Source organism: Aliisedimentitalea sp. MJ-SS2 (genome assembly GCF_032586155.1).
GTDB lineage: Bacteria > Pseudomonadota > Alphaproteobacteria > Rhodobacterales > Rhodobacteraceae > JAWHTC01.
The window spans coordinates 551,144-570,169 of the sequence record NZ_JAWHTC010000002.1 but is presented as its reverse complement, the minus strand read 5'-3'; the positions used below and the strand labels follow the sequence as shown (position 1 = coordinate 570,169).

At 60.9% G+C, this 19,026-nt stretch carries 27 protein-coding genes and 1 tRNA gene; 10 read left to right on the top strand and 18 right to left on the bottom strand.

Annotation, left to right across the window (positions count from 1 at the left end; genetic code table 11):
• Positions 1–41 precede the first annotated feature (41 nt).
• On the bottom strand, positions 42–167 hold the full coding sequence (ykgO, locus tag RXV86_RS09335) for a type B 50S ribosomal protein L36 (protein ID WP_054004448.1): 126 nt from the start codon (positions 165–167) through the stop codon (positions 42–44).
• Between the two features lie 76 nt (positions 168–243).
• Positions 244–318: transfer RNA gene (locus tag RXV86_RS09330), tRNA-Val, on the bottom strand.
• Positions 319–466: 148 nt separating this feature from the next.
• Between RXV86_RS09330 and RXV86_RS09325 the strand changes: the two genes are divergently transcribed.
• Positions 467–1,330: an N-formylglutamate amidohydrolase gene (locus tag RXV86_RS09325; RefSeq protein WP_316299229.1), complete on the top strand. Its 864-nt coding sequence runs from the start codon at positions 467–469 to the stop codon at positions 1,328–1,330.
• Positions 1,331–1,663: 333 nt separating this feature from the next.
• On the opposite strand, the gene rimM is transcribed toward RXV86_RS09325, so the two are convergent.
• From rimM to RXV86_RS09280, 9 genes are all read right to left on the bottom strand, one after another.
• Positions 1,664–2,167, bottom strand: coding sequence for a ribosome maturation factor RimM (rimM, locus tag RXV86_RS09320; protein WP_316299228.1), 504 nt, complete (start codon positions 2,165–2,167; stop codon positions 1,664–1,666).
• Between the two features lie 98 nt (positions 2,168–2,265).
• Positions 2,266–2,673, bottom strand: coding sequence for a 30S ribosomal protein S16 (rpsP, locus tag RXV86_RS09315; RefSeq protein WP_316299227.1), 408 nt, complete (start codon positions 2,671–2,673; stop codon positions 2,266–2,268).
• 61 nt (positions 2,674–2,734) lie between these two features.
• Positions 2,735–3,031: a chorismate mutase gene (locus RXV86_RS09310; protein ID WP_316299226.1), complete on the bottom strand. Its 297-nt coding sequence runs from the start codon at positions 3,029–3,031 to the stop codon at positions 2,735–2,737.
• A complete protein-coding gene (locus RXV86_RS09305; protein WP_316299225.1) occupies positions 3,024–3,629 on the bottom strand; it encodes a GNAT family N-acetyltransferase in 606 nt (201 codons plus the stop codon). Before RXV86_RS09305 ends, RXV86_RS09310 begins: the two co-directional genes overlap by 8 nt.
• Positions 3,629–4,150 carry a GNAT family N-acetyltransferase gene (locus RXV86_RS09300; protein WP_316299224.1) on the bottom strand — a complete coding sequence of 174 codons (522 nt, stop codon included), beginning with the start codon at positions 4,148–4,150 and terminating at the stop codon, positions 3,629–3,631. The genes RXV86_RS09305 and RXV86_RS09300 overlap by 1 nt, the downstream gene beginning before the upstream one ends.
• Complete coding sequence (locus RXV86_RS09295) at positions 4,147–4,698, bottom strand: GNAT family N-acetyltransferase (RefSeq protein ID WP_316299223.1); 552 nt, start codon at positions 4,696–4,698, stop codon at positions 4,147–4,149. Before RXV86_RS09295 ends, RXV86_RS09300 begins: the two co-directional genes overlap by 4 nt.
• Positions 4,695–5,210, bottom strand: coding sequence for a GNAT family N-acetyltransferase (locus RXV86_RS09290; protein WP_316299222.1), 516 nt, complete (start codon positions 5,208–5,210; stop codon positions 4,695–4,697). The genes RXV86_RS09295 and RXV86_RS09290 overlap by 4 nt, the downstream gene beginning before the upstream one ends.
• A gap of 156 nt (positions 5,211–5,366) precedes the next feature.
• Positions 5,367–6,872, bottom strand: coding sequence for a signal recognition particle protein (gene ffh, locus RXV86_RS09285; protein ID WP_316299221.1), 1,506 nt, complete (start codon positions 6,870–6,872; stop codon positions 5,367–5,369).
• A gap of 532 nt (positions 6,873–7,404) precedes the next feature.
• Positions 7,405–7,872: a hypothetical protein gene (locus RXV86_RS09280; protein ID WP_316299220.1), complete on the bottom strand. Its 468-nt coding sequence runs from the start codon at positions 7,870–7,872 to the stop codon at positions 7,405–7,407.
• 101 nt (positions 7,873–7,973) lie between these two features.
• Between RXV86_RS09280 and RXV86_RS09275 the strand changes: the two genes are divergently transcribed.
• The 3 genes from RXV86_RS09275 (at position 7,974) to RXV86_RS09265 (ending at position 10,214) form a co-directional block, all read left to right on the top strand.
• Entirely contained in the window at positions 7,974–8,843 is an 870-nt protein-coding gene (locus tag RXV86_RS09275) for a LysR family transcriptional regulator (protein WP_316299219.1), read from the top strand.
• The gene (locus tag RXV86_RS09270; RefSeq protein ID WP_316299218.1) at positions 8,840–9,736 is read left to right on the top strand and encodes a DMT family transporter; all 897 of its coding nucleotides are present in this window, start codon (positions 8,840–8,842) and stop codon (positions 9,734–9,736) included. The genes RXV86_RS09275 and RXV86_RS09270 overlap by 4 nt, the downstream gene beginning before the upstream one ends.
• A 187-nt stretch (positions 9,737–9,923) precedes the next feature.
• On the top strand, positions 9,924–10,214 hold the full coding sequence (locus RXV86_RS09265; protein WP_316299217.1) for a GFA family protein: 291 nt from the start codon (positions 9,924–9,926) through the stop codon (positions 10,212–10,214).
• 226 nt (positions 10,215–10,440) lie between these two features.
• On the opposite strand, the gene RXV86_RS09260 is transcribed toward RXV86_RS09265, so the two are convergent.
• The 3 genes from RXV86_RS09260 to RXV86_RS09250 all read right to left on the bottom strand — a co-directional run bounded on the left by RXV86_RS09260 (position 10,441) and on the right by RXV86_RS09250 (position 12,705).
• On the bottom strand, positions 10,441–11,232 hold the full coding sequence (locus RXV86_RS09260) for a pyrroline-5-carboxylate reductase dimerization domain-containing protein (RefSeq protein ID WP_316299216.1): 792 nt from the start codon (positions 11,230–11,232) through the stop codon (positions 10,441–10,443).
• Positions 11,233–11,392: 160 nt separating this feature from the next.
• Entirely contained in the window at positions 11,393–12,361 is a 969-nt protein-coding gene (locus tag RXV86_RS09255) for a glycosyltransferase 61 family protein (protein WP_316299215.1), read from the bottom strand.
• Positions 12,358–12,705 (bottom strand): metalloregulator ArsR/SmtB family transcription factor, encoded by a 348-nt coding sequence (locus tag RXV86_RS09250; protein WP_316299214.1) that lies wholly within the window; start codon positions 12,703–12,705, stop codon positions 12,358–12,360. The genes RXV86_RS09255 and RXV86_RS09250 overlap by 4 nt, the downstream gene beginning before the upstream one ends.
• A 228-nt stretch (positions 12,706–12,933) precedes the next feature.
• Between RXV86_RS09250 and RXV86_RS09245 the strand changes: the two genes are divergently transcribed.
• The 6 genes from RXV86_RS09245 to RXV86_RS09220 all read left to right on the top strand — a co-directional run bounded on the left by RXV86_RS09245 (position 12,934) and on the right by RXV86_RS09220 (position 16,629).
• A complete protein-coding gene (locus RXV86_RS09245) occupies positions 12,934–13,269 on the top strand; it encodes an AtpZ/AtpI family protein (RefSeq protein WP_316299213.1) in 336 nt (111 codons plus the stop codon).
• A 3-nt stretch (positions 13,270–13,272) separates the two neighbouring features.
• Entirely contained in the window at positions 13,273–14,043 is a 771-nt protein-coding gene (locus RXV86_RS09240; RefSeq protein ID WP_316299212.1) for a F0F1 ATP synthase subunit A, read from the top strand.
• 66 nt (positions 14,044–14,109) lie between these two features.
• A complete protein-coding gene (locus tag RXV86_RS09235) occupies positions 14,110–14,346 on the top strand; it encodes a F0F1 ATP synthase subunit C (protein ID WP_106471144.1) in 237 nt (78 codons plus the stop codon).
• A gap of 84 nt (positions 14,347–14,430) precedes the next feature.
• Positions 14,431–14,997, top strand: a complete 567-nt coding sequence (locus RXV86_RS09230) for a F0F1 ATP synthase subunit B' (RefSeq protein WP_316299211.1) — start codon at positions 14,431–14,433, stop codon at positions 14,995–14,997.
• A 4-nt stretch (positions 14,998–15,001) separates the two neighbouring features.
• Positions 15,002–15,559: a F0F1 ATP synthase subunit B gene (locus RXV86_RS09225; RefSeq protein ID WP_316299210.1), complete on the top strand. Its 558-nt coding sequence runs from the start codon at positions 15,002–15,004 to the stop codon at positions 15,557–15,559.
• Positions 15,560–15,669: 110 nt separating this feature from the next.
• Positions 15,670–16,629 (top strand): NAD(P)-dependent alcohol dehydrogenase, encoded by a 960-nt coding sequence (locus RXV86_RS09220; RefSeq protein WP_316299209.1) that lies wholly within the window; start codon positions 15,670–15,672, stop codon positions 16,627–16,629.
• A gap of 7 nt (positions 16,630–16,636) precedes the next feature.
• Here RXV86_RS09220 and RXV86_RS09215 read toward each other — a convergent pair whose 3' ends face one another.
• From RXV86_RS09215 to cobO, 4 genes are all read right to left on the bottom strand, one after another.
• Positions 16,637–17,404 carry an FCD domain-containing protein gene (locus tag RXV86_RS09215; RefSeq protein WP_316299208.1) on the bottom strand — a complete coding sequence of 256 codons (768 nt, stop codon included), beginning with the start codon at positions 17,402–17,404 and terminating at the stop codon, positions 16,637–16,639.
• A gap of 113 nt (positions 17,405–17,517) precedes the next feature.
• Positions 17,518–17,880, bottom strand: coding sequence for a Lin0512 family protein (locus RXV86_RS09210; protein ID WP_316299207.1), 363 nt, complete (start codon positions 17,878–17,880; stop codon positions 17,518–17,520).
• Complete coding sequence (locus RXV86_RS09205) at positions 17,877–18,224, bottom strand: Lin0512 family protein (protein WP_316299206.1); 348 nt, start codon at positions 18,222–18,224, stop codon at positions 17,877–17,879. The genes RXV86_RS09210 and RXV86_RS09205 overlap by 4 nt, the downstream gene beginning before the upstream one ends.
• Positions 18,225–18,264: 40 nt before the next feature.
• On the bottom strand, positions 18,265–18,873 hold the full coding sequence (cobO, locus tag RXV86_RS09200) for a cob(I)yrinic acid a,c-diamide adenosyltransferase (RefSeq protein WP_316299205.1): 609 nt from the start codon (positions 18,871–18,873) through the stop codon (positions 18,265–18,267).
• Between the last annotated feature and the right edge of the window lie 153 nt (positions 18,874–19,026).

Genomic DNA, 19,026 nt, shown 5'->3' with positions numbered 1-19,026 from the left:
CCGAATATGGGCGGCTTTTCCAATTCAGGTAGCGTGGTCGCTTAGCCCTGGCGGGCTTTGAACCGGCGCTGGGTCTTGTTGATCACGTAGACGCGGCCTTTGCGGCGCACGATACGGCAATCGCGGTGCCGGTTCTTTAGCGAACGAAGCGAGTTCTTGACCTTCATCGGTCTCTCCTCATAGTCGCGGCGCGGGCCAGCGCCTGGGGTTGCGGGTGTTCCGCGAAATGCGAAACAGTGAATATGGTGGGCGATACTAGGATCGAACTAGTGACCCCTTCGATGTCAACGAAGTGCTCTACCGCTGAGCTAATCGCCCATTTTAACCAACTGGTACCTTTGCCCCCAATAAACAGGGGCGCGGGAAGTCCGCGCCGGTCCCGGGGTCTATAAAAGGAGTCGCACCGGGGATCAAGGGCTTTTGGCACAAGAAAAAACCGTTTATCCATAATACCACAGGAGGCGGCATGCCCAAGGTAGCATATGATCTGATCCACCCCGAAAAACGCACCACCTCGGTGGTGTTTGCCTCGCCGCATTCGGGGCGGGATTACCCGTGGTCGTTCCTGCGCCGCACCCAGCTGGATCGCCAGACGATTCGCAGCTCGGAAGATGCCTATGTCGATCAGTTGTTTGACAGCGCGCCGGATCATGGCGCGCCATTTCTGCGGGCCGGGGCGCCGCGTGCCTTTGTCGACCTGAACCGCGGGCCGGACGAATTGGACCCGGCACTGATCGAAGGGGTCGCACGGCAGGGCCACAACCCGCGAATTTCGAGCGGGCTGGGCGTGATCCCGCGTGTCGTGGCGGGCGGGCGCGAGATTTACAGCGGCAAGCTACCCCTGAGCGAGGCGAAGAGGCGGATCGCGCAATACTGGCGACCTTACCACGCCATGCTGGAGCGACAGGTTAACGAGGCGCACGCGCTGTTTGGCGAGGCAATCCTGGTGGATTGCCATTCAATGCCGCATGAGGCGATGGACATCGTCGCCAAGGGGGTCAAGAAGCGCCCCGAGGTGGTCATCGGAGATCGGTTCGGTGCCGCTGCCAGCAGCGAAGTGGTTGAAAAAATTGAGGCTTCTTTTGCTGCTGCGGGATTGACCGTGGTGCGTAATGCGCCCTTTGCCGGGGCTTATGTGGTGCAGACCTATGGCCGCCCGTCCAAGGGGCGTCACGCGGTGCAGGTCGAGGTGGACCGGTCGCTTTACATGAACGAAGCGCTGGTGCGGCCCAACGGAAACTTCAATTCTTTCAGGCGCTTGATGCGTCAGGTCACGGCCGAGATCGCCGAGATCGGGTGCCAGGGCGAGGCCCGGCTGGCAGCGGAATAGTTCACAATCCGAAAACAGTGCGCCCCGACGGGTTAACGCGAATTTTCCGCGAAAAACCCGGGTGCTGGTATCCGTCTGCTATCTGTCGGGTATCTGTCGGGCGTTCGGTGGCGCAAGGCCTCGTTCAGGAAGAGGTTACGGCACCGCACGGTGGGTGGATCAGGGTGCGAGGGCTGGGTTGGGCCATGTTGAGGTATTTTAGCGCAGATTGGGAGAGGTCGCGCAGAACAGTGAAGCTCTTTTGATGAGTTTGAGAAACGGTGCCATGCCGAGGGTTCGGCGCGCCACCCCACAGGTCGGTGACCGCACGGCACACCACTATTGTCACCAGTCCTAGAACACCCCTTCCGGCGGATCGGCAACGATGCGGCCCGCGGTGAGGTCGACAGTTGGAACGGCCTCACGGGTGAAGGGCAAAAGCACCGTGGTCTTGAGACCGGGGCCGTGGATTTCCAGCAAGTCGCCAGCGCCATGGTTCTGCACCGACTTGACTCGGCCCAAAACCTCGCCGCCGGTATCGACCACTTCGAGACCGATCAGATCGGCATGGTAGAATTCGTCATCGGGTAGCGAGGGCAGCTGATCGCGGTTGGCATAGAGCCTGGTGCCGCGCAGGGCGTCGGCCTGTTCCTTTGTCTGGACGCCGGCAAAGCGCGCGGCGAAGCCACCCTTTACAGGGCGGGAAATCTCAAAGGAGAAGGAGTGCGCGCCGTCCTCGGAGGTCAGCGGCACATAATCGGCGATGGCCAGAGGATCGGCGGTGAAGCTTTTCAGTCGCACGTCGCCGTGGACACCATAGGCGCCTGCGATGGCGCCGACGCAGATGCGATCACTCATGGGACTTCCCCGATCTGAATGAGGGACCCGGGCCGGTCATGGCGACCGCCCCGGGCGAATTGCGGGCCTCTCCTGTCAGGGAGAGGAGAGCCAACCGATTACTCGGCGGTTTCTTCGGCGGCGGCTTCTTCTGCAGGTGCTTCGGCCGGAGCTTCTTCTTCTGCCGGAGCGGCGGCCTTGGCGGCTTTCTCTTCGGCGCGTTCCTTGGCCTTGTCGCCGGGCTCACCCTTCTTGGGGTTCGAGCGCTCTTTCTTGGCGATCACGCCGGCGGCCTCGAGCATACGCGAGACGCGGTCGGTGGTTTGCGCACCCTGATCAAGCCAGTATTGCACGCGCTCCATGTTCATTTTCACGCGCTCTTCGCTGTCTTTCGGCAGCAGCGGATTGTAGGTGCCCAGCTTCTCGATGAAGCGGCCATCGCGCGGCATGCGCGAGTCGGCCGCAACGATGCGGTAGAAGGGACGTTTTTTCGAGCCGCCGCGGGCGAGCCGGATTTTCATAGCCATGGGGTTTCTCCTGTTCGTGGCTTGGGGTGTGGTGCGTGCAAGCACGCACCCTACGTTTCGATTAACTTTGGTGTTTGCGGTGGTGCTGAATGACTTCAGCGATGATGAAGTTCAGGAACTTCTTGGCGAATTCGGGGTCCAGTTCGGCCTCTTTCGCCAAATCTTCTAGCCGGGCGATCTGCTCTGCTTCGCGCGAGGGATCGGACGGCGGAAGGTCGTGTGTTGCCTTGAGTTTCCCCACGGCCTGAGTGTGTTTGAAGCGCTCGCCAAGCGTGTAGACCAGGATCGCATCAAGCCGGTCTATGCTTTTGCGATGTTCTTTAAGAACCTCGGCGGCGCGTGTCACAGCGTCAGTCAATGGCCCATCCTTTCGGTTTGAACAGTGGGTCGGCATAGTGGGCGATTTCCATCTCGATCCCGTGCTCGAGTTGGCTGCCGGTGAGAGAATCCGGAGAAGGATGGCGATAGACCGCGTCCGAGCCGTCGATGGTGGCGGCTTCCTTGTCCTTTTGCGCGCCCAGCCGTTCGGCCAGGCGGATGGAATCGAGGTTCTTCGGGTCGATGTAGGAAACCGCCCCTTCCCAGCCGCATTGGTTGTAGAAATAGTTGCGCGCGGCGTGGGTTGCCTCGAGCGCGTAGCCGTGACCGGCCTTGTCGGGCCAGATGATCCAGGCGATTTCACGCTCCGGCCATTTGGCGGGGAACCAGCCGCCGGCCATGCCGAGGGTTTCGTCGGTTTCACGGTCATGGATCATCCACATGCCATAGCCGCGGATGTTCCAATGGCCGATCTCGGCGGCATAGAGCATCCAGGCTTCGTATTCATTGAGCGGCCCGCCCATGAAACGCGACCGGTACGATGCGAACGTGGCCTTGAAATCGGGGTAGTCCTCGGCCTCGGGGCCGCGCAGGATCAGGCGCTGGGTTTCCAGAACAGGGATGGCGAAGTCGAGCATCAGGCGGCCTCTTGCAGCGTGGGGTGGCGGTGGACCTGGCAGGGGGTGCCAAGCAATTCGGTCGCGCGTTCGTATGTGGCCTCGAGCCGTTTGGCGAGGCGCAGGGATCGGGTGTTGGCGGGGTTGATGTAAGAGATCACACCGTCAAGGTTCAGATGCTTGGCACCGTAGGCGCGGGCGGCCTGAGTGGCCTCAAAGGCAATGCCCTGGCCCTGGGCGTTTTGAGACACGGACCAGCCCAGTTCTGGCTCGTCCCAGCCGGGGGCAAACATGAAACCGACACAGCCGAGCCAGGCATTGGTGAGCTTGTCGGTGACATACCACATGCCGAACCCGCGTGTGACCCAGTGGCCAATGGTGGCGTTGAGGGTCTGTGAGGCGCCGAGCGCGTCCTTGGGGCCACCAACCCAGTGGCTTTGCTCGGAGGCAAAGAAAGCGGTAACGGCGGGCAGGTCATTGAGCACCGGCGCGCACAGCACCAGCCGGTCGGTTTCAATCCGGGGAATTGCAGGGAGGGTCATGCGTAGGCCTCCATTCCACCGTTTTCGAGGTCGCCGGGGGCGAGGTGGCGCCAGATTTCCACCGGCCCCCACTTGGGATCATCATAGACGGATTCGAAACTGGCCCCCAAACGGCGCGCGACGGCCTTGGAGGGCTCGTTTTCCGGGGCAATCTGTGAAATCGCAGTATCCCAGCCCAGGACGTCATAGGCATGTGCCCGGGCGGCAATCGCGGCCTCGGTAGCGTAGCCTTTGCCCCACGCGGCGGGCATCAGGGTCCAGCCAATTTCGCGTTCGGACCAACCATGCGGGAACCACAGGCCCGTGCGACCGGCATAGGTGCCGGTGGATTTTTCCTCCAGCGCCCAGAAACCATAGCCGCGAAACGCCCAATGTCCGACGATCATCGCCAGCGCGCGCCATGCCTCATGCGGCTGGATCGGGCCGCCCACGAAACGCGACGCATCCGAGGCAAAGAACTCGGCTTCTGCCGCGAAATCGCTCTCGCGGGGCGCGCGCAGGATTAGGCGTTCGGTTTCCAGTGTGGGGATGTTCAGTGAAAGGGTCATGCGACGGCCTCCGCTGTGTGGCGGTAGGTATCGCAGCCGCTGATCAGGGCCGGGCTGTCGGTATCGAGAGTAGCGCCAAGTCTTTCGGCCAGGATGCGCGAGGCAGTATTGGCGCGGTCGACATAGCTAACGCATGTGGTCCAGCCGAGATCGGTGAAAAGGTGGCTGAGCACGGCGCGGCAGGCTTCGGAGGCGTAACCCTTGCTCTCGTGTTCGTCGCTGGTCAGCAGCCAGGACATTTCCGGCTCGGGGAAGTGATCCGGGTGGTGCGGGCCGGCCATGCCGATGGTGTTGCCTGAGTCGCGAAGGGTGATGGCGAAGAAGCCGTAGCCACGCAGGGTCCATTGCCCGACATAGGCCGAGAATTTGTGCCATGCGGCATCGGCGTTCATCGGGCCGCCGTAGAATTTGGCGTGATCCGAGGCGAGGAAGCCCAGCATGGCATACGTGTCGGCGGCCCCAGGGGCGCGGAGGATCAGGCGGTCGGTTGTCAGTACGGGAAAGGTGGTCATGCCAGCCCCCCCAATTGTGAGCCGATCCAGCGGTCGCGCATGCGCGCGACAGGTTTCCTCAGGGGGGCCAGATAATACGCCATCGCCGGCCGAGGGGCCGGTTGGGAGGACAGGAGCCTCCGGCGGGGATATTTCTGGCAAGAGGAAGACATCGGGTTATTTCTTTTTCCCGAAACCTGAGAGGCCCGGGGGGAGGCCCATGCCGCCGCCAAGGCCGGGCAGGCCGCCGCCTTTGCCCATCTGCTTGGCTGCCTGTTCCAGCGCCTTGGGGTCCATGCCCTGGGCCATGTCACCCATGTCGGGCATGCCGCCCTTGCCGAACATGCCTTTCATAGCCTGTTTCAGCATGCCGCCTTTGCCCATCTTGCCCATCTTCTTCATCATGTCGCCCATCTGGCGCTGCATCTTGAGAAGTTTGTTGAGGTCAGAGACTTCGAGCCCTGCACCGGCGGCGATGCGTTTCTTGCGGCTGGCCTGCAAGAGCTGCGGATTGGCGCGCTCGATCTTGGTCATCGACTGGATCAGGGCGATCTGTTGCTTCAGCATCCGGTCGTCGATGCCGGCACCTTCCATCTGTTTGGACATTTTGCCCATGCCGGGCATCATCCCCATCATCCCCTCCATGCCGCCCATCTTTATCATCTGTTCGAGCTGCATCTTGAGGTCATTCATGTTGAAACGGCCCTTCTGGAAACGCTTCATCATCTTCTCGGCCTGTTCGGCCTCGATGGTTTCCTGGGCTTTTTCCACGAGGGAGACGATGTCACCCATGCCGAGGATGCGGCCGGCAATCCGATCGGGCTCGAAGGTTTCGAGCGCGTCCATCTTCTCGCCGAGGCCGACAAAGCGGATCGGCTTGCCGGTGACCGCGCGCATCGACAGCGCCGCACCGCCGCGGCCATCGCCGTCCATCCGGGTCAGGACCACGCCGGAGATGCCGATCTTGGCGTCGAACTCCTCGGCCACCTCGACCGCGACCTGACCAGTCAGGCCATCGACCACCAGCAGGGTTTCGCGCGGGGTGACGACGTCGGAGACGTCCTCGACCTCTTGCATCAGGGTTTCGTCGATATGCAGGCGGCCCGCAGTGTCGAGCATGTAGACGTCATAGCCGCCAAGGGTCGCCTGTTGCTTGGCGCGTTTGGCGATATCGACGGGGTTCTGGCCGGGCACGATCGGCAGGGTGTCGACGCCGATCTGCTGGCCCAGAACGGCGAGCTGGTCCATCGCTGCCGGACGATAGATGTCAAGCGAGGCCATCAGTACCTTTTTGCCTTCGCGATCCTTGAGCCGCTTGGCCAGCTTGCCGGTGGTGGTGGTCTTACCGCCGCCCTGCAGGCCGACCATCAGGATCGGTGCAGGTGGGTTGTCGATCTTGAGCTTACCGGGGTCTTCCTCGCCGGTCAGGGTTTCAACCAGGGCGTCGTGCACGATCTTGACGACCTGCTGGCCGGGGGTGACGGATTTGGTGACGGATTGGCCGGTGGCCTGATCCTGCACCTTTTTGACAAATTCACGGGCCACCGGGAGCGAGACGTCAGCCTCGAGAAGCGCGACGCGCACCTCGCGCAGGGCGGTCTTGACGTCATCCTCGGACAGGGCGCCTTGTTTTGTCAGTCGGTCGAATACGCCGGAGAGGCGTTCGGACAGGTTTTCAAACATCAGCGGCCTCCTTGACCGTTTCGTTAATCTGCCCGGTTCATATGGGAACAGGGCGGCGAATGCACAAATGCCCCCATGGGCGAAACTCGCTGATGGGGGGCGATCCCGGGCCTTTGCCCATGGGACCGGAAGGTTTTTCACTTCCGGAGATTTGTGGGGGATTTAGGCCTGTGGGCGTTCAGAGTCAAGCGAGCAGTCATATTGGCCGGAAAAGCCGCTCGGGTGACATCTCACCCTCCCGCCTTCGGGGATTTGTGACGCGCCCCGAGATCGAAACGCTTGGTAAAACCTTCTGAGTTCGAATATTTGATCTAAGAAAGAGGATAGGTGCAGTTCGGGTCTCTTTCTTGGTCCAAATACTCAATATCCAAACCTGTAGGTCTGATTGGAGCCGACAGGTGAACGCCGCGCCATTGGACCCGCGCCGGGCGCTCACGAGGCGCGACCGGTTACCATGCGGCCGAGCGAAGCGAGGCCGGGCCCAACGGGCCGAGCCGATCGTCAGATCGGTGAAGGACGGGCGGGAGCACCCCTAGGCCGAGAGCCAGGCATTTATGGCGTCGGTGACTTGGCGGTGTTTGCCGATGTTGGAATAGGCCTGGGTCAGGGGCACGGGGCCGGCAACGCCGCCCTTTTCGACCATCAGCGTCACGCGGTAGAGTGTGCTGCTGTCGCTTTGCGTGCTTTCCAGAATGGCGCGCTGGATCTCTTCGATGTCATAGCGGATTTTGCTGGTGCCGCGCAGATTGGCGCGGCGGATTTCGACCCAGCCTTCGGGGCGATAAAATACCACCTGAACCCGGCGGGCGAAGATGTAAAGAAAGAGCGGGGCCATCACCAGGCCGACGGCCAGTGGGACAAGGCCCATAAGCTCGCCTGAGCTCAACAGGCCGATCCCGATCCCGGTGAAGACCAGGATGAAGACCGAAATCATAATGGCAAAGAACCAGGGGCGGTTTTCGACGATCAATGTGTGATCGGTATTCTTGCGGATTTTCATGCGATCAGAGTAGCCCTGCTTGCTTCAGTTTCAACTTTGCATTTCCGAACCTGAATGCCATGTTGTGAAAGCCATGTTCAAAATTGCACAGGGTTGTCGAGATGGAAAACTGGGATGAGGTGCGCACCGCCTATCATGTTGCCCGCGCCGGGACGGTCAGCGGGGCGGCGGAGGCGTTGGGCGTGCACCATGCCACTGTGATCCGCCACATAGACGCGCTTGAGGCGCGTTTGGGGGTGAAGCTGTTCCAGCGCCATGCCAGGGGGTACACCCCGACCGAAGCCGGAGAAGACCTGTTGCGGGTGGGGCGAGCGACTGACGACCAGTTTTCACAGCTGGCGGGACGCATCAAGGGACGGGGCAGCGATGTCAGCGGCGAGTTGGTGGTCACGGCGCTCCCCGGTGTCACGCCAAGGTTGGCCGTGGTGCTGAGTGCGTTTCAGGAGGTCCACCCCGGTGTGATCATCCGGCTTTTGGCCAGCGACCGGGTGTTTCGGCTGGAATACGGCGAAGCACATGTGGCGATCCGGGCAAGGATGGACGCACCGGAGGAGCCAGATAATGTCGTGCAGCGGCTTGCCACAACGGAAATGGCCTTGTTCGGCAGCCGAACCTATTGCGCGCGTTATGGGCAGCCCAAGGATGGCAAAGATCTCGAAGGGCACCGGTTCGTGTCTACCGAGAACAGCGCGTCGCGTGCGCCCTACGCGGTCTGGTTACGCGAACAGGTCCCACCCGAGGCGATCGTTTTCCGCACGGACGATTTCCGAGCCCAGGAACAGGCGGTGCTGGCCGGCGCCGGGCTCGGGTTTCTGCCAGCCGAGGATGTGCGTGACAATCCCGATCTGATTGAAGTGTTGCCGCCACGGGACAAGTGGCGTGGACCATTGTGGCTGGTCACGCATATGGACTTGCATCGCACGGCCAAGGTGCAGGCGCTGGTGCAGTTTCTGAAAGAGCATGTGCGATGACCGGACGCATCGGTCCGGCGGGGCTGGGCCATTTGGCGATGCTGGCGTTCTCGGCGCTGGTGGCGGGGTCGTTTTCGCTGGGGGTGATGGCGGCGCCGCATATCGAGCCGGCCGCGTTGAATGCGCCGCGCTTCGTCATTGCGGCGATGCTGGTCGGGGCGGCAGCGTTGATGACCACGGGCTTGCCAAGGCAGGCAGCGCGGGCGCCGTGGCGCTATTTCCTGTTGGGGGGCACATTTGCCGCCTATTTCGTGCTGATGTTCGAAGGGTTGAAGACGGCGCTGCCGGTGTCGGCGGCGGCGGTGTTCACCTTGACCCCGATCATGTCGGCGGTGATTGGCTACGTGTTGCTGAGGCAGGTGACGACGCCAAGGATGGCAGGCGCACTGGCGCTGGGCGGCGTTGGCGCGCTGTGGGTGATTTTCCGTGCCGATTGGGGCGCATTCCGGGCGTTCGAGGTCGGGCGTGGTGAGATGATCTATTTCTGGGGGTGCGTGGCGCATGCGGCCTATACGCCGATGGTGCGGCTTTTGAACCGCGGTGAGGCGCCTGTGGTGTTCACTTTTGGCATGCTTGTCGCGGGAGCGGTGGTCGTGACCGTCTATGGTTGGCATGACATATTGGCGACCAATTGGGCAGCGCTGCCGGGAATTGTCTGGATCACGCTAGTTTATGTAGCGGTGTTTGCCAGTGCGGTGACCTTCGTGCTGTTGCAATTCGCGACGCTGCGCCTGCCCAGCGCTAAGGTGATGGCCTATACCTATCTGACGCCCAGCTGGGTGATCGTGTGGGAAATCGCCTTGGGGCACACTGTGCCGCCCATGCTGGTGCTGGTCGGGGTGGCGCTGACCGTACTGGCGTTGCTGGTGCTGCTGAAGGATGAAGGGCACTGAAATTGTGCTTTCCGCGCCCTAAGCTGCGGTTCGTGACGCTGCCTGCTTTTGCCCGGTATCGGGAAAAGCAGCCGTTCGCCGCATAGCCGCATCAAAACTCGTGTTGAGTGACCGCTCCGCGGGATTTGCGGCCATTGGTGTTTGATGCTGTTGGAACGGCCAACCTGCATTCCCGAAGGAAATTATTATGCGCGGTCGTTGTTTGTGTGGTCGCATCAAATGCGAAGTAGATGAACCGGTCCAGTCGTGCGTCAACTGCCATTGTGGAAGTTGCAGGCGACAGTTTTCAGCGCCGATGGCAACTTTCATTGGCGTCTCTGACAAGCAGTGGCGATGGACAACCGGTGCGCCCAAGGTTTTTCACTCTTCACCGGGTGCGGAGAGAACTTTTTGCGGGAATTGCGGGACACCGCTGCCATTCAGATCAGAAAAAATGTCAGGTGTTATGCACTTTATTGTTGCAGCGTTGGACGAGTAGGGGAAATTCGAACCTACTCTTCAAGCCGCACATGATGAAAAACTCACTTGGTTGAAACTCAGCGACGACCTACCGACGTGTATTGGAACAGACTATACGATTGTCTGACCATCGATTCAGATGACAAAACCGCACCTATTGGGCGTTACTTTGACCTCTAAGTTGCGCTTTGGAAATTCTCATAGTTGTTTGCATTTCAGCCAAAAGCGCCAGTTTCAAAAACCGCCTACCTCGGCATGGATGTAGCCTTGTCCGCTGCCGCTAGCAGCCCATCACTGATTGTCTTGGACAAGGTTGAGTCTATCATTGCAGTTAGCCCGGCGGCGGTTGTGCCAGCATAATCTATCATCCATCGAACCTGATCTTCCGGGCTGGCCTCGCCGTTGGCCAGCATTGTTCCACTGGCAAGAAAAAGTTGGCGAACGGCCCGATTGGCCACTTCAGGTTCTATTCCCTGACTTGTGGCATGATCCACCATGCACTGCGCAAAATAGGCGACAAAGCCGGGAACCGGGCCAGTCATTGCGGTAAAGTGATCCAGTTGTCGTTCGTCAAATATCTCGTCGGTTGCCCCGCACCACCCGAAAATCGCACTCACGGTGTTTCGGTCTTTGGGCGTAACGTCGGCGCTAGCCACCCAAGGTGAATATGCCAAGGCCAATGAGGCGGCAGGGCTGCTCATGGCCCGCACGATGCGGACGGCGTCGGTCTTGGATTTCATTTCGTCTATCGTCACACCTGCCATAACTGAAACAACCAGCCGGTCGGATGCGCGGATGTCAATGTCGGCAAAATGCGCGGGCGGCACACACAGAATGATAACATCACATGCGCCCACCAGCTCTTGATTGTTTTTCGTGACGTGAATGTCCGAACTGTGCCCCAAATCCGGGGCTTCGCCGCTTCTGTTCGAAATCCAGAAGTTCGAATTTTCAAATGCTCCGCTTCCCAAAATCGTCTTGGATATTGCGGACCCGAGCATTCCTGAACCGCCAATGATCCCGATGGTATCGTGCATGCGTGCCATAATAATTCTCCCCTAAAATTACTATCAAAGCTTCAGGGAAACCTCCAATGGATGTCAATCTTTCAAAGAAAAATGGCGACCGCCTTGGGCTCAGTGCCGCCAATCGCTGCGCCTTTCGACAAAGCTCGCTCACCGTGCATCGCTAACCCGGTCAGAGGAACCCCTTCTGTCGTAACGCCCGTTCCAGCCGGAACATGTTGAGCCGGGCCTTGGGCTCACCCTCTTGCTGGGGTTTGAGCGGGTGGATCGTGCTGAGGTCGACCTCGCCGAAGGCTTTGACCTGTTCGGCGATGGCGTTGAATACGGCCGTGCGGTGGCGGCGTTTGATCAACCCGACGCGGGTGCCGGGTTGCAGCACATGGGCGGCGAGGTGGAAGGCTGAACCGTCTGCCCCGACCACCGTTTTCGCCGCCATCAGGTGTTCGACCTGTTCACGGATCGAATAGCGCTCCGGGTGAAAGATGGTGTAACCCGCTGCCGCCATCAGCTCTTCGATGGCATCTTCCTGGTCGACAAGGCTGTCTTCGTTTCCAAGCCGGGTGCGGGAAATGTAGAGCCGTTCGGGACCGTCGGGTTTGTAGGCGGCCTCGAACCGGGAGCGGACGAACTGGCGGAATTCGGGTGTGCCGGTGGACCAGTTCAGGTGGCCGACACCCTGGCTGGGCACCACCAGTTCGGCAATCTCGGTAGGATGGTCGATCATGGTGATTGGCACGTCGCCGCAGAAAAGGTCAATCAACTCGCGCAGGGTCCGCCCGAAGGGCATATCGGTGCGGCGGCCATGCATGGGGAAGAAAATCACGCTTTCGACCGGCGGGTCGAGGTGATCCAGCGCCCAGAGCCGAGGGATCGTTTCGATCAGGAAATGGCCGAAATGCACCCGGCCCACGCCGCCGAAGAGGTGGCGCCCGGGCAACGAGTGTACCGAGATCGGGTCGGGATAGGGCGGGATGTCCGACCAGCGCGGCCCGCCCATCAACGTTCGGGAATTGTCGACGATCGTTCCGCCATCGTCGAATACGCCAGAGGGTATGTTGCGGCCCTCGACCGGCGGTACAGTGATGGCATCCCGGACGGTGACCATGTGGGCCGCCGGGATTTTGTCGAACGAGTGGATCAAGTCGCCGGGTCCTCGGCTGTGCCGGGATCGAGTTCGATTTCGAGAAACCGCTCGAAAGCGTCGAGATTAACCGGTTCGAACTGGCCAAAGCCCTGCATCCAGACCGAGGCTCCGCGCAGCGCGTCCGGTTCAAGCTTGCACCACTTCACCCGACCGCGCTTTTCCTGGCTGATCAGACCGGCGCGGGTGAGGATACCCAGGTGCTTGGAAATCGCCGCGAGCGACATCTCGAACGGTTCGGCCACGTCCGTCACGGCCATGTCATCTTCGAGAAGCATGGTCAGGATCGCGCGGCGCGTGGGATCGGCCAGCGCGGCGAAGGTGGTATCGAGCGCGTTACTCATGGCTCCATTTGCCCATGGCCCGCCAATTCGTCAACCATTTGGTTGAATATGCGATTTGCCTTGAGTCAGCGCTAACGCCGGTTGCGGCGGAATGTCCCCGTCTCTCTTTCTTTGTAAAAATATTCAAAATAACAACAGGTTAGGTGAGTAAAGCCGGTCCGGTCGGCGTGCTTGACTCTGTACCCCACCCCAAATAGCAAAGGCGCAATCGTCAGATGGGGTTTTCCCGTGTCCGAATCCGACCCGAAAGCACGCCTTGAGGCGCTGGAAGCGAAGATCAATGCGGCCAAAAAGGCCGAAGAGACCGAGAAGCGCCACCAGGATGAGCACTATTCCCAGGCCCAACAGGGTTGGCGGATGGTGATTGAGATGGTCGCCGGTGTTCTGATCGGCTTTGGCATGGGATACGGGCTGGATCGCCTGTTCGGGACGCTCCCGATCTTCCTTGTCATATTCACATTGCTGGGCTTTATCGCCGGGGTTCGCACCATGATGCGCACGGCGAAAGAGTTCCAAGAGGAACAAGCGGGCGCAAGCCCTGAAGAAGACAACGAGAGGACGTAAGACGTGGCAACCGAGACGCAATCCGCAGACGCCGCAGCCGAGGGATCGAGCCTGGTCTTTCACCCGATGGATCAGTTCATCGTCAAGCCGCTGTTCAGCGACGGCCCGGTGGGCATGTTCACGATCACCAACGTGACCCTGTGGATGGCGCTGACGGTTGTGGCGATCATTGCGCTGCTGGTTCTTGCCACGTCGAAGCGGGCGGTTGTTCCGAGCCGCGGTCAGTCGATTGCCGAGCTCGCATACGGCTTTGTCTACACCATGGTTGAAGACGTTGCCGGCAAAGATGGTGTGAAATACTTCCCCATGATCATGACGCTGTTCATGTTCATCGTGATGGCGAACATGCTGGGCCTGCTGCCGGGCGCGTTCACCACCACCAGCCACATTGCAGTGACCGCGGTCATGGCGATGGCCGTGTTCCTGTTCGTCACCATCCTTGGCTTCTGGAAAAACGGTCTGGGCTTCCTGAGCGTCTTCTGGATCTCATCCGCGCCGCTGGTGCTGCGCCCGATCCTGGCGCTGATCGAGGTCATCTCGTACTTCGTGCGCCCCGTAAGCCACTCCATTCGTCTGGCGGGCAACATGATGGCCGGTCACGCCGTGATTAAGGTGTTTGCAGCCTTTGCCGCGTTGCTGGCAATCTCGCCCTTCGCGATCCTGGCGATCACCGCGATCTATGCGCTTGAACTGCTGGTGGCCTTTATCCAGGCCTATGTGTTCGCGATCCTCACATGCGTGTATCTGAAAGACGCACTGCACCCGCATCACTAACGAACGGTGCGTGAAATCACGCACCCTACACCTCATCTAGCTAATTCCAACGTAAGGAGAATACTCATGGAAGGCGATATCGTACAAATGGGCGCATACATCGGCGCAGGTCTGGCATGCACGGGCATGGGCGGCGCTGCTGTTGGTGTGGGCCACGTGGTTGGTAACTTCCTGTCGGGCGCTCTGCGCAACCCGTCGGCTGCTGGTGGCCAAACCGCAACGATGTTCATCGGTATTGCGTTCTCGGAAGCCCTGGGGATCTTCTCGTTCCTCGTCGCGCTTCTGCTGATGTTCGCCGTCTAAACCTACGGACCATCCTTACGCTCGGGTGGGTTCTGCCAAAGCATGACCCGCCCGTTGTAATCCCGGTTCGAGGAGGACGACGACATGGCAACGGAAACGCAAGACGCCGGTCACGGAGCTGCTCAGACAGTTTCGTCCTGTGTCGACAGCAGTGGTGGTGCCATTGGCATGCCGCAGCTTTGCCCCGACTGGATGGCGAACCAGGTATTCTGGCTTGTTGTCACGCTGGTGGTGATTTTCTTCGTGCTGTCGAAGATCGCACTGCCGCGCATCGCGGCAATCCTGGCCGAACGTCAGGGCACGATCACCAATGATCTGGCAGCTGCCGAAGATCTGAAACAAAAGGCCGTGGACGCCGAAGACGCCTATAACAAGGCGCTCGCGGATGCACGGGCCGAGGCAAACAACATCGTGGCAGAAGCCAAGGCAGAAATGCAGGCCGAGCTTGAAGTTGAGATTGCCAAGGCGGATGCGGAGATCGCAGCCAAGGCAGCCGAAAGCGAGAAGGCGATTGCCGAGATCCGCGCCGGTGCGCTGGATGCGGTCAAGGTTGTGGCCAAGGACACGGCCAAGGATATCGTGGCGGCGATGGGCGGCAAAGCCGACGCCAAGACGGTGACCGCGGCGATCAACGCACGGATGAAAGGGTAAAGACATGCGCATCATTGCAACATTCATTGCCCTTTTCGCCGCCAGCCCGGCGCTGGCCGCGTCTGGTCCGTTCTTTTCACTGAGCAACACCAACTTCGTGGTGTTGATCTCGTTCCTGCTGTTCATTGGTGTTCTGCTGTACCTCAAGGTGCCCGGTCTTCTGGGCGGCCTCTTGGACAAGCGCGCCGAAGGCATCCAGGACGAGCTGAACGAGGCCCGCAAGCTGCGTGAAGAGGCCCAGAGTGTTCTGGCCTCTTTCGAGCGTAAGCAGAAGGAAGTGGTCGATCAGGCCGAGCGGATCGTCGATCACGCCAAGGAAGAAGCCCGTCTGGCGGCCGAACAGGCCAAGGAAGACCTGAAAACCTCGATCGCGCGCCGGTTGGCCGCGGCCGAGGGACAGATCGCCAGCGCCGAAGCGTCGGCTGTGAAGGAAGTACGCGACCAGGCGGTTCTGATCGCCGTAGGCGCCGCGCAGGACGTGATCGCCAAGCAGATGACCGCCGCGAGCGGCAACAAGCTGATCGATGCGGCCATCGCCGAAGTGGACGCCAAGCTGCACTAAGCTGGATGGTGGGTTTGAACCCACCCGACGAAATTGAAGAACCCGGGCCATGGCGGTCCGGGTTTTTCGTTTGTGTGGCTCTGCGATAGAATGGGCTGAGGGGGTGTGTCATGAGAGCCTTATCCTATTCACGATATGGCGGGCCGGAGGTGTTGCAGGCGGTCGATCTGCCCTGCCCGAAGCCGGGCTCGGGGGAGATATTGGTCAAGGTCGAAGCTTGTGCGCTGAACGGTGCCGACTATGAGATCATGACCGGATGGCCGATCTATTCGCGGATGTGGGGCTGGATGCGGCCTAAGATCGGTGTGCTGGGGTCTGATGTGGCCGGCTATGTCGAGGCCGTTGGCACCGGGGTCGATGGCTTTGCCGTGGGGGATGCGGTGATCGGCGAACTGTTCGAACATTGGGGAGGGCTGGCCGAATATGTCACCGCCCCTGCAAGTCTGTGGGTGATGAAGCCCGAGGCGTTGCCCTTCGTCGATGCGGCTGCGCTGCCCCAGGCCGGAGTACTGGCATTGCAGGCGACGCGCGATGTCGTTGCAGGGCAGAGGGTGTTGATTGCCGGGGCCGGGGGAGGTGTGGGCACCTTTGCCTTGCAAATGGTCAAGGCCAAGGGCGCCCATGCGGTGGCCGAGGATAATGCGACCAAGGGGGAGCGTTTGCGTGAATTGGGCGCCGATGTGGTGCTGGACTACAGGGCCGACGATGTGGCGGCCTTAGGTCTGCGGTTCGACCTGATCATCGATTGCGTTTGTGGGCGTCCGGTGTTGCAGAGTCGCAGATTGCTCAAACCTGGTGGGCGGTTCTGGTTCATCGGCGGGCCTCTTGGAGCGTCATTGATCGCTGGTATTGCCGGGCCGATCCTGTCGCGCTTTGACAGCCGGGACGTGCGCCTGTTGCTATGGGACCGCAATCCGCGTGACGTAGAACAGTTGGCGCAGATGGCCGTGGAAGGGCAGATCGTACCAGTGATCGACAAAGTGTTCCCGCTGGGCGACGCGCCCGGGGCAATGCAGCGGTTGGGATCGGGCCAAAGCGTTGGCAAGGTCATGGTGGCCGCAGAGAATTGAGCCAGGTTTATTCCGCGGTGTCGTGCTCGATCCGCTGGCGGGCGGTTTCCGCGTTGCGGTCGGTTTTGCGCTGGGCCTCGTAGGCGTCAGCGATGAAATCGAGATGGGCCTCGGAGGCCTGCCGCGCCGCCCTTGGATCGCGGCTTTGCAGCGCGTCGTTGATGGCGCGATGCTGGGCCAAAAGCTCCTCGCGGGTGGTGTTCTGGGCGAACATGCGCGCGCGGTTGAACATCACGCCCTGGCGCAGCAGGTCATACATCGCCCGCATCATGTGCAGCATCACCACGTTGTGGGAGGCTTCGATCACACTCATGTGGAAGGCGGCATCGAGATCGGCCTCTTCCTGCGGGTCGGGGCGGGTCTTGGTGGTCTCCATGCGGCGGAAGGCCCGGTCGATGACTTGCAGATCGAGATTCGAGGCGTGACGGGCGGCACGCTCGGCGGCCAGCCCTTCCATGTCGCGGCGGAAAGACAGGAAATCATGCACCGCCTCGGGGTGATTGCCAAAGAGCTGCACCAGCGCCGGGGAAAAGGCGGACCCCAGAACCTCGGCCACGAAGATGCCCGATCCGGCACGTTTGGTCAGAAGGCCGCGCTCCTGCAGGTCGGCGATGGCATCGCGCAGTGAGGGGCGCGAGACGGCCAGCCGTTCGGCCAGGTCGCGTTCCGAGGGCAGGCGGTCTCCGGGGCGTAAAACGCCGCGCAGGATCAACCGCTCGATCTGGCGGATCACTGCGGAAGAGAGCTTTTCGGGCTGGACGGGCTGAAAGGGCAACGTAGCCTCCTGGGGATATTGGTCAGATAATATGACCACCTGACGGGCCGGACAAGCCGCGCATGCATGCGGTGCCTGCCGCGACGCCGAAGGCGGCGCAATGACTCTGGGGATCAGGTTGGTTTGCAGGCCCCGAATTGAACCGGCAGGAAGGCCTCGACCGCGGCGCTGGCGATGACGATGATCTCGCCGGTATCAGGGTGGGTCGAGTTGAGGCCGCCATGCAGGACCACCACCTCGGGCATGCCGATGGGTAGAAGCGCGGCTATGGCGGCTGAGTCGATGGCGTCGGGGTTTTGGACGCCGATGGTGACCTTGACTCGCAAGGTGTCCCTGTCGATGCCGGGCAGGCCGAGGATATGCAGGGACGAGCGGCGCATTGCGCTTTCCACGGCGCGGGTGGCGGCCTTGGTGTAGTTTTCCCCGTGCAGGTCATTGCCCATGCCCATTTCGATGATGAAGCGCTGGTCACTCATGATTGCGCCTCCAGGTCGAGAGAGACAGAGATGGCGACATTGGCGATCACGTTGGGTGGGGCATCGGGACGGGGCACGTCGAGCCCGCCTTTGGTCACATGGATGCGAGGCTGGCCGTAAGGAAAGGCCGCCTTGACCTGGTCTATGTCCACTGCGTCGGGCTGGGCAACGCCGATGTCCACATCGAGGATCATCGCTTCCTTGGGGGCGCCGAACAGCTCGGCGAGGTTGATCGAATTGCGCCACAGCGCGTCGCGGATCGCGCGCAGCGTGGCCTCGGTATAGTCCTGGCGACGCAGCGAGGTGCCGATGCCGAATTCGGTCAGGAGGCGGGTTTCTGGCATGACGTGGGGTCCTCTGTTCAGCGCTTGGTAGCCGTCGTTGTCAGAACTCCACCCCGATCTGCGCCTTGATTCCCGAGCGGAACGGGTGCTTGATCAGTTCCATTTCAGTCACGAGGTCGGCGACCTCGATCAATTCTTCCTTGGCGTTACGCCCAGTGAGGACGACATGGGTCATCTCGGGTTTTTCGTTGACCAGGAAATCGACCACGTCGTTGATCGGGATATAGTCATAGCGCAGCGCGATGTTGATCTCGTCGAGCAGCACCATCTTGTTGGCAGGGTCCCGGATCAACTCCTTGGATTTCTCCCAGGCAGCGCGGGCCATTTCGATGTCGCGGTCGCGGTCCTGGGTTTCCCAGGTGAAGCCTTCGCCCATGGTGTGAAAGGCGCAGGTGTCGGAGAAATGGCGCTGGATCATGTCCCGCTCGCCGGTGGACATGCCGCCCTTGATGTACTGCACCACGGCGCATTTCATGTCGTGCGCGATACAGCGGAAGATCATCCCGAAGGCGGCCGAGGATTTGCCCTTGCCCTTGCCGGTGTGGACGATGATCAACCCCTTCTGGTCGGTCTTGGTCGCCATGATCTTGTCGCGGGCGGCCTTTTTCTTGGCCATCTTGCTGGCGTGGCGGGTGCTGTCCTCGGTCATCGGCGGTCTCCTGTTGCAGGTTCCGAGGATGATCATCGGGGCGTGCGGTTGCAAGGGGGTTTTTGTGCGGGGCTGGTATGAAAATGCCGTGACGTCGTGAGGGCGTGACGTCACGATGTTTCGCCACGTGCTTGCCTGTTGGGGCGAAAGTGC